The organism is Helicobacter macacae MIT 99-5501 (assembly GCF_000507845.1).
Lineage (GTDB): Bacteria > Campylobacterota > Campylobacteria > Campylobacterales > Helicobacteraceae > Helicobacter_B > Helicobacter_B macacae.
Genome location: NZ_KI669454.1, coordinates 1,162,095 through 1,177,546, shown reverse-complemented (window position 1 = coordinate 1,177,546; position 15,452 = coordinate 1,162,095). Strand labels below are relative to the sequence as shown.

9 protein-coding genes are annotated in these 15,452 nt (G+C 40.9%); 2 read left to right on the top strand and 7 right to left on the bottom strand.

From position 1 onward, the window contains the following. Positions 1 to 10: 10 nt before the first annotated feature. From HMPREF2086_RS05135 to HMPREF2086_RS05120, 4 genes are all read right to left on the bottom strand, one after another. Positions 11 to 2,149: an ATP-dependent helicase gene (locus HMPREF2086_RS05135; RefSeq protein ID WP_023927702.1), complete on the bottom strand. Its 2,139-nt coding sequence runs from the start codon at positions 2,147 to 2,149 to the stop codon at positions 11 to 13. A gap of 20 nt (positions 2,150 to 2,169) precedes the next feature. After that, a complete protein-coding gene (locus HMPREF2086_RS05130) occupies positions 2,170 to 4,800 on the bottom strand; it encodes a tetratricopeptide repeat protein (protein ID WP_023927701.1) in 2,631 nt (876 codons plus the stop codon). Between the two features lie 111 nt (positions 4,801 to 4,911). Next, on the bottom strand, positions 4,912 to 6,282 hold the full coding sequence (gene serS, locus HMPREF2086_RS05125; RefSeq protein ID WP_023927700.1) for a serine--tRNA ligase: 1,371 nt from the start codon (positions 6,280 to 6,282) through the stop codon (positions 4,912 to 4,914). Between the two features lie 378 nt (positions 6,283 to 6,660). Continuing rightward, the gene (locus tag HMPREF2086_RS05120) at positions 6,661 to 7,440 is read right to left on the bottom strand and encodes a HugZ family heme oxygenase (protein WP_023927699.1); all 780 of its coding nucleotides are present in this window, start codon (positions 7,438 to 7,440) and stop codon (positions 6,661 to 6,663) included. A gap of 550 nt (positions 7,441 to 7,990) precedes the next feature. Between HMPREF2086_RS05120 and HMPREF2086_RS05110 the strand changes: the two genes are divergently transcribed. Further along, complete coding sequence (locus tag HMPREF2086_RS05110) at positions 7,991 to 9,169, top strand: cation:proton antiporter (protein ID WP_023927698.1); 1,179 nt, start codon at positions 7,991 to 7,993, stop codon at positions 9,167 to 9,169. A 103-nt stretch (positions 9,170 to 9,272) separates the two neighbouring features. Here HMPREF2086_RS05110 and HMPREF2086_RS05105 read toward each other — a convergent pair whose 3' ends face one another. The 3 genes from HMPREF2086_RS05105 to HMPREF2086_RS05095 form a co-directional block, all read right to left on the bottom strand. Next, positions 9,273 to 10,334 carry a hypothetical protein gene (locus tag HMPREF2086_RS05105; protein ID WP_023927697.1) on the bottom strand — a complete coding sequence of 354 codons (1,062 nt, stop codon included), beginning with the start codon at positions 10,332 to 10,334 and terminating at the stop codon, positions 9,273 to 9,275. A 122-nt stretch (positions 10,335 to 10,456) separates the two neighbouring features. Then, complete coding sequence (gene pntB / locus HMPREF2086_RS05100) at positions 10,457 to 11,980, bottom strand: Re/Si-specific NAD(P)(+) transhydrogenase subunit beta (protein ID WP_023927696.1); 1,524 nt, start codon at positions 11,978 to 11,980, stop codon at positions 10,457 to 10,459. Between the two features lie 9 nt (positions 11,981 to 11,989). Beyond that, entirely contained in the window at positions 11,990 to 13,768 is a 1,779-nt protein-coding gene (locus HMPREF2086_RS05095; RefSeq protein WP_023927695.1) for a Re/Si-specific NAD(P)(+) transhydrogenase subunit alpha, read from the bottom strand. A 476-nt stretch (positions 13,769 to 14,244) separates the two neighbouring features. On the opposite strand from HMPREF2086_RS05095, the gene HMPREF2086_RS05090 reads away from it, so the two are divergent. Next, the gene (locus HMPREF2086_RS05090) at positions 14,245 to 15,414 is read left to right on the top strand and encodes an outer membrane beta-barrel protein (protein ID WP_023927694.1); all 1,170 of its coding nucleotides are present in this window, start codon (positions 14,245 to 14,247) and stop codon (positions 15,412 to 15,414) included. The last annotated feature ends 38 nt before the right edge of the window (positions 15,415 to 15,452 follow it).

Genomic DNA, 15,452 nt, shown 5'->3' with positions numbered 1-15,452 from the left:
TGATTTTAGTTTAGATTTTTTCTACAAAATCCTGCATTATCACGCGCACATTTCCGCCAAAATTGATATGCAGTTTGTCGCCTTGCACTTCTTTTATGACACCCGCACCAAAGATTTTGTGCCTCACAGCCTCGCCATTTCTAAAGCGATATGTGTTGTCCCCATCATTATCGCTATTTTGACTACTTGGACTATCTAGTAGGATTTCATCTAGCTCATTGCTTTTGGTGTTTTTTTGTAATATATTTGCTTCATAGAGGAAAGGCGATAAGTCCATAATCTCGCGCCTGCCTTTATAAAACCTTGAGCGCACACTTGAAGTAAATAGCTTGTCTTTTGCGCGGGTAAAAGCCACATAGCCAAGCCTCCTTTCCTCTTCTAAATCGCTCTCATCACGCATAAGAGGGAAAAATCCTTTTTCCATTCCCACCACAAAAACATATTCAAATTCTAGCCCTTTTGCGCTATGCACGCTCATTAGACATACGCAATCTTGCAATGGCACATCTAGCCCAGAGCTAAGCGATAAATCGCCCAAAAAATCACTCAAAGAGTTGTGTGGATTTTGTGTGATATAGTCGCGAAAATATCCATAAAATTCGTGCACATTTGCTAGTCTGTCGATTTCATCGTGTTTGTTTTTGACTTCATCAATGATTTGGATTTTTTCCCCAAAATCAGCCAAAAACTTTAGCGGACTTTCCTCTAGCACCTTTTGCAAATCTTGCAAAATCACAAAAAGTTTTTCTAGCTCGTTTTTTTGTGCAGGGCGCAAAATAGAATCCAAATGCCCTAATTTGTATGCTTCAAAGACGCTTATGCCAAGCGATTCTGCAAGGGAGAAAATCTTTTTTTGCACCACTTCTCCTATGCCTCGCTTTGGTGTGTTTATGATTCGCTTTAGGCTAAAATCATCACTCATATTTACTACAAGGCGGAAATATGCCAAAATGTCTTTTATCTCCGCTCGCTCATAGAATCGAATCGCGCCGATGAGTTTGTAGGGAATTTTAGCGCGATTTAGCCCCTCTTCTATGCTTCTTGAGAGGGCGTTTAGGCGAAACAAAATCGCAATTTCTTGTGGATTTATCCCATTATTTATGAGTTTAGCGATTTTTTGTGCGATAGTGTTTGCTTCTGCGTTTTCATCATAGCTATAAATATGCTCAACATTTTCGCCCTGCCCGCGCGTGGATTCTAGCTGCTTGCCTAGCCGTGAGGTATTGTGCGCGATTAGGGCATTTGCAGCTTCTAGTATGGGTGCTTTTGAGCGGTAGTTTGATTCTAGTTTGATGACTTTTGCGTTATCAAAACTTTGGGCAAATCCCAAAATATAGCCTATATCAGCCCCTCTCCAACTATAAATACTCTGGTCATCATCGCCCACCACACATAGATTTTGATGAGTGGCGCAAAGTTTTTTTAGCAATGCCACTTGCAAAAGGTTTGTATCTTGGTATTCATCAACCATAATGTATTGGTATTTTTGCGAGGTTTGAGCGCATAGATTTTCATCACTATCCAAAATCCTAAAACTTAATAGCAGCAAATCATCAAAATCCACCATATTGTTTTTTAGCAAAAATTCCTCATATTTTTCATAGATTTTGCTTAGCATTTTTTGCTGTGGAGTTTTGGCAGATAGTGTCGCATTTTTTGCTGAAATGAGTGCGTTTTTTTGGTTTGAGATATAGCCAAGAATCATCGCTGTTTGCATACTAGAATCAATCTGCTTTATAATTCGCTTTTGGTCATCAGTGTCTATAAGTGTAAAAGTAGCTTCTCGTCCTAAGTATGAAATATGAAGTCGCAAAAAAAGCAAACCAAAGCGATGAAAAGTGCATAAAAGTGGTGGTGGTAATGACAAAAAAGATTGAGCAAAGTTTGCTTCTTTTGCTCCATTTTTGTTGCTAGATTCTCTAAGCAAGTTTAGTGCGCGCTCTTTCATTTCGCTAGCGGCTTTGTTGGTAAAAGTAAGAGTAAGCGTAGAATCTGGGGAAATCCCAACTTCTTTTATGAGGTAGGCTAAGCGCGAAGTAAGTGTTTTTGTTTTGCCACTGCCTGCACCTGCTAAGATTAGCAATGCTCCATCAATATGCGTAGCGGCTTCTTTTTGTTTAGGATTTAGAGAATCTAGGAGATGAGACATTTTTAAGACTTTAAGCGCGTTTAAGTATCTAAAAGCGGATTTGTTACGGGCTGTTGTGTGGGCTGTGGTAACTGATTTTCATCAAGTTGTGGATTTTGTTGTGCGCTTTGTTGCACACTTTGCTGTGTAGGGCTTTGATTTTGTGCGGATTTTGTATCCACTTCTTGCGTAGGATTTGGGGGGTTGTCTTCTGGATTGCCGTTGTTTTTGCTTACAAGTTCATAGGAGTGGATTTTTTGCGTATCGATTTGGAAATCAAAAAATTGGGAGTGAAAATTTGGCACAGCGATAAAATTATAATTAAGCGCGGCGGTTTTTAGATTGTTTGCAGCGTGGTAGAGTAGCCCTAGCCCATATCGCGCTTCATAAGCGGTGGGTGTTTCCATTTTGGCTAGCTGAAGCAGTAGCACAGCATCAGGATAGTTGCCCGCACCCACCGCACTTACCGCAGCTAAAAATCGCGTATGACTATCGCCCTCTTTTAGCTCATCTACAAGCGTGGTATAAATACTATATGCTTTTTGGAATTCTCTCTGATAGAGATATATCGCACCGAGTGTTTGCATAGTGCCTCTAGGGTCGCTCTCATTTGCGATAAGGTAGTTTTGCATTATGCGGGCTTGATTTTGCAGTGAGCCTGTTACAAATCCTGTGTAGACATATAGCTCTCTAGGAAAAGCACCACCTAAATGCAAAGGACGCAAATCAAGGGATTTTTGGTTAAAAAGATTATACATACTTATGCTTATATCTTGGAGATTATCCCCAAAGCTACCCACAAGGATAGATAAAATATTTGCCACAATGTCGTTTGGATAGATATTTTTAAGCTCGTTTATGTTTTCTAGCATTTCTTTTTTGTTTTTGCTTTTTAGCGCGTAGATAAACTCAAGCACATAATAAATCGGTTCTTTGACTTTTGCGTTTTTTATCCAATCTCGCTCTTGGAATTGATTGTCATTTAGGTAGTTTAGGAAGTTTTCGATATATGCCTTTTTTGTAGAATCGCCAATCTCCTCATCATAAAATCTTTGTAGCAAATCATTATTGATTCTATTGGTGTTTTTGTTGCTAAATCTACCTGCTAGAACGGCAAAAATCCCTGATATATAATCACTCTGGTCTAAATAATACGCGCGGATAAAATGCGAATACGCATCATCATAATGCCCTAGTTGCGCTAGCACAAGCCCTAAGTTATAATACAAAATCGCGTGATTGGGATTGTTTTTGGTTGCTTCTTGCAAAAAGCCAAGTGCTTCGCGTAAATTTTTACTCTCAAGCTCTACAAGCGTCCTTAGAATCTGCTTATCGATTTTGGAAGTCGTAGAGCTACGAAGTAGCATATTTTTGCCCTCTGTGATATTGATATGCGTAAGGCTTGAGGCTTGAGAGATTTCTTCTAATGCCCTCTTTGCGTCAAACACACGATATGGCGCGTAATAAAAAAGCATTTTATAGCCTAGTTTGTCTTTGTTTTCAAAGTCCCTTTCCCAAAACATTCTTTGAGCCAAAGCTATATCAAAAAGCTCGGGGTTGATTATCACTTTGATAGGATAAATTTTTTGTGCTTTTTCTTGGAATCCCCTATTTGAAGCGATAGATTCTAGCGAATTTGCCGCACCCATATAATTCCCAAGCTTTAAGTCAATAAGCCCTAGTGCTAGCATAGAATCAATATCTCTTGGATTTGCCCTTAGATAGTTCATCAAGTGTGTTTTTGCTTTTGGGTATTGTGCCATTCGCGCATAAAGTAGCCCTATGGTTTTGTCATCTTTTGGAGTAGCTACTTTTTGGATATTTTTTAGCGCGTTTTCATCATCGCTAAAAATCGTAAAAATATGCGCTGCAAGCCTTGCGTTTTGGGTAGTGAAGTCTTTGGAATTTGGGTTTAGCAAGGGGGAGAGTGTCTCAAAGTAGTTGCCCTTGTAGTAGGAAAGTAGCGCGTAAGCGTAGCTAAAAAACGGCTCATTTGCGATTTCGGCTAGATTTTCACGCGCTAGATTTAGGTAATGGCTTGATAAATCATAGCGATTGATTTTTAGCGCGGCAATCGCTGCATTTATCGAGCTTGCCGAGATATTTTGCCCTGTTTCTATGGAGTCAGAATACGCCACGATAGAGTCTTCATAGGAGTTGTTTTTTAGTTGGATTGTGCCTAGATTGTAGTTGGCTATGGATTGAGAAAAATCCGCGATTTTGCGAAAAACCTGATAGGCTTCCTTGTGTAAGCCTTGCTGAAATAATAGATTTCCTTTGATGATTAGATTGTCCATATTGGATTCTTTGATTTCATCACTTGCTTCTGGCAAAGGAGTATTTACAATCTCATCAATCTCTGCTTGCGTGTAAGTCCTCTCTGTGAATTCCTCTTCCTCGTCCTCTTCGCTTTTGGGCGATAGGGCTAGGATAAGGACGATGATAAGTGCGATGATGAGTGCAAGCACACCGCCCAAAATCCCAAAAAAAAGTGGCTTGTTTTTGTAGATTTTCTCAAAAGTAGGATTTTCTAAAAGTGGTGCAACAAGTGGGTCTAAATATGCAGATATTTTTTGGCCTAGCCCACCAAGTTTGCCACCTGCATTTGCGCTAGCTTGCTCACTAGCTTGTGTTTCTTGTATGCTGTTAATATTACTTGGCTCTGGTGGCATTTTTCCCCTTCACATTCTCTCGTGTAAAATTACGAAATATGTAGCTACAAAATTAGGCTATTTTGCTTGTGCGCTAGCAGATTTCACGGTGGCGACAAACCACGCCATTAGTTAGTTATCTAGCACATTTCGTGCCATATATGGAATCAAAACTTTGGGAATCTCTATCTCGCCATTTTCTTTTTGGTAATACTCCATTATCGCAGCTAGACATCGCCCCACTGCAAGTGAAGAGCCATTTAGCGTGTGCACAAGGGCGTTTTTGCCATTTTCTTTGTAGCGGATTTTTGCTCTACGCGCTTGAAAATCACGCGTATTTGACACCGAGCTAATCTCTCGATATTTCCCCTGCCCTGCAAACCACACTTCTATATCCACAGTGTTACTAGCACTAAATCCCAAATCCCCGCTACACAACTGCACAAGCCTATGAGGTAGCTCTAGTGCTTGCAAAATCGAGCTAGCACATTCTATCATTTTTGCCTGCATAGCTTGACTTTGACTTGGGTGAGTGATAGCTACTAGCTCTACTTTGTCAAATTGGTGTTGGCGAATGATGCCACGCGTATCTCGCCCCGCACTTCCCGCTTCTTTGCGAAAGCAAGGGGTTTGAGCCGTCAAACAAATAGGCAAATCATCTGCGTTTATGATTGTGTCGTTGTAGAGATTTGTAAGAGTGATTTCAGAAGTAGAAATAAGATAGAGTGCGCTTTTGGACTCGCTAGATTGTGCCTCATTGTCTAGCTCGTGTGATTCTGCGCTTTGCTCTAGATTGTCTTGGGCGATTTTAAACATATCTTCTTCAAATTTTGGCAACTGCCCCGTGCCAAAGAGCATTTTCTCATTTACGATTACAGGCGTGGAGATGATTTCAAATCCAGCCTTTTCATTCATATCAAGCATAAAGTTTATAAGTGCGCGAGACAATCTAGCCCCCTGCCCTCGCAAAACACTAAAGCGAGATTTTGCTAGCTTCACACCCGCGCCGAAATCTATCCATTTCCTCCTGCTGTCGCTTTGTTTGTTGTGCCACTCGGCTAGCTCCCAATGCTCCTTTGGAGTGAAGCTAAACTCTTTTGGAGTAAGGATACGGTCTATTTCGACATTTTGATTCTCGTCTGTGCCTATGGGCGTGGATTCATCAGGGATATTTGGGATTTGAGCTAGCACAAAATCTAGCTGTTCTTTTGCTTCTCTTACAAGTGCTTCGTTTTTGGATATTTGGGATTTGTTTGATTCTAGTTTTTCTTTTAGGGCTAGCACTTCGCTGTCGTTTTTATCGCGCTTTTGCGCCATTAGTGTGCCAAAATTTTTGGATTCTTTGTTTTGTGATTCTTGCAGGGATTCTAGGGCTTGTTTTTGTGATTTGTAGTTTTTGGCGAGGTTTGATAGGTTTTCTAGTTGTTCTTTTGGTAGATTGCGAGTGGATAGCTTTTGGGCTATGGCGTCAAAGTCGTTTAAAAGTAGCTTTATATCTATCATTAGTATGCCTTTGTGGAGATTTGTTGAGGATTATAAAAACACGAAAACGCGTGTCAAGCCGTGCGTGATTGCGTAATTATAGCAAAATATACTAAAAAGAAAAAATAAGCAGAAATAAAAAAAGAAATACTAATAGAGAGTGATAAAAACGAAATCCCCAATTCCCAAAGGAGAGAGTAGAGAAAAGGGGTATTTCGTTGAAAAGGAAGATAATGCCATTTAGGCGTTGCTTGCAAGACTTGGCTACAAGATTTTGTAAAAACCTTGCGCGAAATCTCACAAGCTACCTAAACAAATCACAACAACTAAAGGAGACCCACCGCTCAACCTACCCTATTACGCCTTTAGTTACTCTTACACCTTTAGTTGGTTTTTGTGCTATGCTCCTTTGTGTGGGAATTTGTGTGGAGAGCCACCACCAGCACCGCCTGTGATATGGCTAGCTTTGCCATCTTTTATGAGATATGCCTCTCCAAATCCTTTGACAAATCGCCCGCCTTGTGGCTTAAGCTCAATAAGGTGGAAATCTGCAAAATCGCGTATGGTTTTGATTCCGCCACCTCCACCACTTTGCTCTATGAAGCTATCATAGACTTCATCAAACTCCCCACTACCTCGCTGTATAAATCTAGGCTCTACGCGGTAGCGAAGCCTTTTGCGCAAAATCACAGATTTTGCCTTGCTCTCATCTTCTAAAAACATTAGCTCAATATTTTCAGGGTGAGACTTGATAGAGCTAAAATGCTCTCCAACCTCGCTAATGTAGATAAAAAATTTCTCTTTATGATGAATTACAGGCGCGTAAGTGCAAAGCACCTCGCCTTTTGGACTAAGCGTAGCAAGGCAAGCAGAACCAAAACTTTTGGCAAACTCGACTATCTCTCTTTCTACTTTGCCCAAATCCTTGCTTTGCTCAATGCTCTTGCATAGCTCAATAATCGTGTCGCGTAGATTTTCTTGCGTGGCTTTTTGAGGGAATTCTACGCGAAGTTTGCCCCCGCTATGAGCTATGTCTAGCCCCTCTAAATCAATACTTTCTAAGAGGACATTTTTTGGTTCATCTACATTGCCAAATTTTTTAAGCAATGCTTCTAGCTCTTTGCTGTGGTGGTCATTCATATGGGAAATGTATCCCTTTATGACTTCTGCAAAATCCATTGTTACTCCTTTGATTGTGAAAAATATGAGTGGGATTATAATACAAGAAAACTTAAAGTTTTATTAGAAATGAGATTGTTTATCGAATATTCTTAAAAATACCAAAAAAATGCGAAAGTAAAAAAACTCATATTTCCCTATTTATAATGGTTTTGTAAGATTTATATACCAAATTTTTCATAAAAATATTTTTTTAAAATCTCTTAAAAATTCTCATTTTGATAGCTATTTTGAGTGAGATTTATAAAATTTAGCCAAAAATTAACAAGAAAAATAAACAAACAAGGTTCATAAAATTTTGATTTTTTGCTTGAAAGTATAAAAATACAATCAAACTAAAATTCCAAACAAATGCAATCGTGTTTTTGTGTTTTTGATTTTATCGTTGTTTTTATAGCCGTTTGCCAATCCCAAGCCAAAATCAAGCTAAAATCAAAGCAAAAAACTACCGATTTAGAAAGGCTAGAAGCAAAAACTTCTAAAAATCTTATCAACAAAAGTTGCCAAAATCTACCAAACTCACAAACTTCACAAGGAATCAAAGCCAAAAATGGAAAACATTCTGCTAGATATTTTTATCGCTTTTTCTATCATTGCTATTTGCATAGTCATCGCCCCAATACTTGCCAATCTCACGCGTATCCCCATAGTCGTGGTAGAAATGTTTTTGGGTTGTTTTGGTGTGTATTTTGGCGTGTTTAGCCATAGTGAAGCCTTTGAGCTTATGGCAAAGGTTGGATTTTTGTTTTTGATGTTTTTGTGCGGTATGGAGGTGGATTTGCGCGGATTTAGCAGACTTGGCAAAAGATTTCTAAAAAGCGTGGTGGTGTATTTTGTCGTGCTATACGCACTCACAGCGATTATCGTGCTTGTATTGGAGCTACCAAATGTCTTTATCGCCGCACTTCCTGTGATGAGTCTTGGTATGATAATGACGCTGATAAAAGACTATGGCAAAGACAAACTTTGGCTAGAAATATCCTTAGCCGTAGGCGTGATAGGCGAAGTCATAAGTATCGCTATCCTAACCCTTATCAGCGGATTTTATCATTATGGCAATTCGTTGCGTTTATATGAAAATCTAACTGTTCTTTTGGTGTTTATGCTTGGAGTAGTTGGGATTTTTTGGGTGTTTAAAATGCTATTTTGGTGGTTTCCAAACTTCAAACTCTTTCTTATGCCTTATGATGATTTGAGCAATCGCGATATTAGATTTGTGGTTATGCTTTTTATTGTGTTTGTGGCATTGGTGCTGTTTCTTGACTTAGAAGCAGTGCTAGGGGCGTTTTTGGCAGGGACGATTGTGGCGATATTTTTTTCTTATAAGCACGAGTTAGTTGGCAAACTAAATGAAATCGGGTTTGGTTTTTTTGTCCCGCTATTTTTTGTCTATGTGGGAAGCACGCTAGATTTGAAGCTGATTTTGCAAAATCCTAGCTATGTTTTAGAGGGCGTATATATTGCAGTTGCTATGCTTGTTTTAAGGCTTGTAGCGGCAAATATGGCGTTTTTTCGGTATTTCAAAAGTGCCAAAAGCACCACACTTTTTGCACTAAGCCACGCTATGCCTTTGACTTTTCTTGTCGTTACTGCCAAAATCGCAGATGATTGGAATGCCATAAGCAAAGATATGTATTATGCGTTTTTGATAGCAGCGATGATAGAGGGCATAGTTTTTAGCATAGTTATCAAATTTCTTTGGAATCTATGGAAAAAGCCCCATAAATAGCAAAAATATCAAAAAAACACTAGCCTACACTAGCCCTATTTTCTAGCTTTGCCTAAGCTAGAAAACACTTATAAAATCCACTATATTTTAGATTCTATTTGTTTTATTTTTTATTCTGCTTGATTAAATAAGTGCTAGTATAAGGCGTTTCATCGACATTGTGCAAATGCTGCTTAAACTTTAGTGCCTCATTAAACTCATTTTTTTCGTTAGTAGACATTTTTACTATCACGGCTTGCTTTAGGGATTTTGCCCTATCTAGCTCTTTGGCTAAAATGCTAGCACTATCAGCTTTTGACGCTACGCTTAAGTTGGCATAGCGAGTATCTAGCTCATCTATGATAACTCCCCTGCTAAGCAAAGACTGATAAAAAAGATTTTCTAGCACATTGCTATATGCGTTAAACTCACGCACCACAAAATCCTTGCTAGAATTTGTAAAAATACTATTTAGATTCCCGCTACTTATCGCTTTTTTTAGTGTTTGGCTAGTTTGGGTATTTTGCGCCAAATACACACCATTATCAAGCAAAAACTCCAAAATCCTAGCCGCGTCTTTATCGCCCATTTTTACCGCACTAAGCAGTGCATTTATCGCGCGAGTATTTACCCCTGCAAGTGCGAAGTGTGCATAAGACTCTACCAACGCCTTTGCATCTTTGCTAGCTAGCCCTACGCAAAGTAGCTCTTCGCCCACCCTTGCGCTAGAATCTAGCTCTAAAAGCTCCTTTATGTGATTTTGATTTTTTTCGCTACCAAAGGCAAAAGACAACGCACTTTTGGCAAAGTCAACGCAAGCCTGACACTTTATCTCGCTATCATCTGTGGCTTGTATGGAATTGATTTGGTTTAGCAAGGAGTGAAGTTGCAAGATATAGAGTTTGCCAAGAGTGGAATCTAGCGTGGCAAGTTTTTTGATGATTTCTGTGCTATTTGGCTGTTGTATGGATTGGGTGATTAGGCTTAGGGCTTGTTGTTCTTTTTGGGAAATTTTGTAGCTTTGTGGATATTGAGTGGCTTTTAGCTGACACTTTAGTGTGCTAGCTTGCAGGGCGGATAGACACATTCCAAATGCTAAAAAAATGCTGTTTAAGATTTTGATAGCGTTTTTGTCGTGGGATTTTAGGGGACTTAGGATTTTTGAGATTCTTTGTCGTGCTGTCATTATTTTGTCCTTATGCTTTAGTTTTGGTAGTTTGATTTCTAGGATTTGATTTGGCAAACCCTTACAAAAATCTATCTTTGGCTAGAATCTTTATTTGAGCTAGAATCTCTTTTGCAGATTTATTATTGCAATGCACCCAAAATCGCCTCCACACTCTTTTTAGCATCGCCAAAAAGCATTTTGGTATTTTCTTTGAAAAATAGCGGATTTTGCACGCCCGCATAGCCCGTATTCATCGAGCGTTTAAACATTATCACACTTTTTGCTTTCCATACCTCAAGCACAGGCATACCTGCTATGGGGCTATTTGGGTCATCTAGTGCGCTTGGGTTTACTGTGTCGTTTGCACCGATGACTAGCACGACATCAGTGCTTGGGAAATCTGCGTTTATTTCCTCCATTTCTAGCACGATGTCATAAGGCACTTTTGCTTCTGCTAGCAATACATTCATATGTCCCGGGAGTCGCCCTGCCACAGGGTGTATGCCAAACCTCACTTCCACTCCTCTATCTTGGAGCTTTTTTGTCAAGTCATAGACAGGGTATTGGGCTTGCGCGACTGCTAGTCCATAGCCCGGGGTTATGATGACAGATTTTGCGTTTCCTAGCAGTGTGGCTACTTGCTCGGGGCTTATTTGTGTGTATTCTCCTCCCTCATCTGCGCTAGCACTTCCTCCATCTGTGCCAAACCCCCCTGCAATCACGCTAATAAATGAGCGATTCATCGCCTTGCACATAATGTATGAGAGAATCGCCCCAGAGCTACCCACAAGCGCACCTGTAACGATAAGCAAATCATTTCCTAGCATAAACCCCGCTGCAGCTGCAGCCCAGCCCGAGTATGAGTTTAGCATAGACACAGCCACAGGCATATCTGCTCCACCGATAGAAGCGACTAAATGCCAGCCAAAGACAAGCGCGATAAATAGCATAGCACTTATAGCGATGATTTGTGGAAGCATATCATCGCTAGCTACAAACACGATAAGCGCGATAAATGACAAAACAAGCGCGGCTAGATTCCAATAATGTTTAAAAGGCAAGTTTAGCGGTGCGCCAGATAGGATTCCACGAAGTTTGCCAAACGCTACAAGCGAGCCTGTGAAAGTAACCGCCCCGATAAACACACCCAAAAACACTTCGACTAGGTGGATTGGATTTGCACTTGCAGGATTGCCAATCTCATCAAGTCCAGCAGAATCCGCACCAAAAAATGGCAACATAAGCCCTAGTCCAAATTCTAGCCCAGAATCAAGCCCGCTAGATTCTAGCTGCTCAACCAATCTGCTAGAATCTTGTAAATCGCCTATAAAGCTATTTAGTCCCACTAGCACAGCACAAAGCCCCACAAAGCTATGCAAAATCGCTACTAATTCGGGCATTTGTGTCATTTCTACCTTTTGGGCTAAAATCACTCCTATGCCACCACCTAGTAGCATAGCTGCGATGATTAGGGCGAGATTGCCTATATCGCCACTAAATATTGTCGCTAAGAGGGCTAAAGCCATACCTGCTATGCCAAAAAGATTGCCTCTTTTCGCGCTTTTGTGTTGAGATAGTCCAGCAAGAGAGAGGATAAACAAAATCGAAGCAATGATATAAGCACCGTTTGTTAGATTTGCATTGTCAAAAAAAGTATCAAACATTTTGCCTCCTTATTTCACATTGCCAGACTTAGTAGCATTGCTAGTTTTGGCACTGCTAGATTTTGTAGTTTTGCCCTCTTGCTTATCATCTCTATCAAGGCGAAACATTTTTAGCATTCGCTGCGTAACGAAAAATCCACCAAAAATATTGATACTAGCGATAAACACACCCACAAAAGCAAGCGCGCTAATTAGGCTTCCCTCGCCCATTTGTAGCAATGCCCCCACCACGATGATGCCAGAAATGGCGTTTGTAACGCTCATTAGCGGGGTGTGAAGTGCGTGATTTACATTCCACACGACATAGTAGCCCACCACACACGCAAGTGCAAACACCATAAAGTGCGACAAAAACTCACTCGGCGCATTTGCACAAATCCCAAAAAACGCCAAAATCCCTACAATCCCAAACCCAAGTGGCGCGTAGCTAGAATATTTGTGCCAAATCTTTCTTAGCGGGCAAGATTTGCTAGAATCCACCCCACTTTGTGCGCTATCCTTTTTTGCCAAATCCTCTTTAGTAGAATCTTTTTGGCTAGATTTTACCAAATCATCTGCGGGATTTTTTGTAGCAGAGACTTTTATAGGTGGTGGTGGGAAAGTGATTTGCCCGTCTTTGCAAACACACGCACCGCGCAAAATCTCATCATCAAAATCAATTTCTAGCTTGCTTTCTTTGCCTTCTTTACTTTCTTTACTTTCTTGGATAGCTTGGCTTTTCTCACACATTAGCTTTAGCAGATTTAGCACATTTGTCGCATATAGCTGTGAGCTTTGCGTAGGCAAGCGTGAGGGCAAATCCGTATAGCCGATGATTTTTACGCCATTTTTGCTAACTATTAGTTCGTTTGCTTTTGTTAGCTCGCAGTTACCGCCGTTTTGGGCTGCCAAATCCACAATCACACTGCCCTGCCTCATAGATTCTACCATTTGCTTGGTGATGAGTTTGGGAGCGGGCTTGCCCGGGATAAGCGCGGTAGTGATGATAATGTCTACTTCTTTTGCTTGGGTGGCAAAAAGCTCCATTTCAGCTTTTATATAAGCCTCACTCATTACCTTTGCATAGCCATCGCCACCGCCTGCTTCCTCTTCTATGTTTATTTCCAAAAATTCCGCACCCATAGATTGCACTTGTTCTTTGACTTCAGGACGCGTATCAAATGCCCTCACAACCGCACCCAAGCTATTTGCCGTGCCGATTGATGCTAGTCCAGCTACGCCCGCGCCGATGACTAGGACTTTTGCAGGGGGGATTTTGCCAGCAGCAGTGATTTGACCACCAAAAAACCTCCCAAAGGCAAAGCTAGATTCGATTATGGCGCGATAGCCTGCGATATTTGCCATAGAGCTAAGCGCGTCCATACTTTGAGCGCGTGAGATTCTAGGGACGCAGTCCATACTAAGTGCATTTATGCCTTGCGCGTTTAGGGATTCTAAAAGTGGCTTATTATGCGCTATGCCAAGTAGCCCGATTAGAATCGCGCCTTTTTTTAGTTGCTTGATTTCCTCATCGTTTGGGGCATTTACTACCAGGACTATGTCGCTAGATAGTGCTTGATTTTGGGTGGCGATTGTCGCGCCATTGTTTTGATACTCCTCATCACTAAATCCAGCTTTTGCCCCAGCACCTTTTGCTACCACTACGGCAAATCCTAGCTTTTGCAGCGCACTCACACTTGCAGGAGATGCACTTACCCGTGCTTCGTTTTTTTGGCTTTCTTTTGGAATGCCTATTTGTGGGATACCGATTTGGGATTGCGATGTAGCTGTGAAAAGTGTTTGTTGCATTTTTTATCCTTAAGTTTTATGTTTCACACTTTTTGGAGTTAGAGTAGTTTGGAGATTTCGCGGTGGGATTTGAAGTCTATGCGCTATGTTATAGCAGTTTTTTAAATATTTAGTTATGCCCAAATTAGCATTATTTTTATAGTGAGGCTATGGCTTGCGTATGAGATATTTCACTAATGCTAAATATGACAAAAGTTTGGGATTATGGCAAAATATTAGAATTTATGGCAAAAGTTGGCATTGCACACCATAAAAACTCACAATACGACACAATAAAACAACGCAAAACACAAAAAATCCCAAAATATTTTTCCATTTTTTTTTTTTTTGTTTTAGTTGTGTTATAATCACACGATTTCTTGCAAAAAAGCGCAAAATATCCACAAAGCCTTGATAAAGATTGGGTATGAAAAGCGTGAAAAACAAGAAAAGCACTCAATCTAGCACAGACAAAAAAGAAGCAAAAAGGAGATGAAATGCTTACTACAACAAAAAACTGCAACCACACCCCAAACAACAACCCTAAGCATACAAAGCTAAAGCCTTTGGGGAAAGTGCTTTTGGCAAGTGCTTTTGCTCTAAGTGTGCTAAGTATCGCAAATGCACAGCCTGAAGCGCAAAATGAAGCACAAGCACCAGCCAACACCCAAGAAGCAACAAAAGAAGCAACCCAAGAGGCGACACAAGAAGCGACAAATCAATCCGCGCAAGAAGCAGCAAGCGAAGCGACAAATGAAACAAGCCAAGCGCAAACGCTTAACCAAAAAGAGCCTGTGCAATCCATTAGCACGCCTTGTGGGGAGGGCTGCGGAGTGCCACACACACACACACAAGAAAGCGCAGACACGCTAGGCACAGGAGAAAACACCCAAGAGCAATTAGCCCAAGAGGAGCAAACTCGCCCCTTTGAAATCGAGCCTATGAATAAAGAAAAAAGTGGTGTGTTTGTGGGGCTAAGCATCGGTGTAGCATCTCTGAGCTACAATGGAGCTATAAGCTACCTCGCCACTCCAACAGGTGGAGCGCAAAACACTTACACTTCATCAGCCTCACTAGATAGAGCCACAGGAATCTATGGAATCCTAGTGGGATACAAGCACGCTATCACGGGTGGATTTGGCTTGCGATATTATGCAGACTTCAACTACTCCTATGCTCACCAAAACAAAATCTGGGGTATGAACTATAATTTAAATATTGATGGTCTACTAAATATCGTAGAGAAAAACAACAATTTCTTTGGGTTTTTTGCTGGTGTGGGGCTAGGAGCGCAGAGCTATGGCTGGAGCAATAAACTGCTAGAAAATATGCTAGAAGCAGCAGGAGATGCAGCTGGAAGTGGTGGCGTAACTCTTGCACCCACAACACTTCCTACAAACTACAAGGGCAAGAAGTTTAGCAACCCAAAAACTAGCTTCAATGTCGCTATAAACTTCGGTGTGAGGGCAAATCTCGCTAAGCATCACGATGTCGAGCTGGGCGTTAGGTTTCGCCCTGTGAGAGCTACACTAGGTAAGCCAGATAAAATGGAATCAAAACCTGCTAATGGTGGAGGAAACGGCAATGGCGAAACAACACAAGTAGGCACAAAAGCGGTGGTTGGCTCAAACTATGACATATTCTTCCGCTACAATTTTGTGTTTTAGTTTTTTTTGGGTTTAGGGTTTTGGGGGCTAGAATCGCA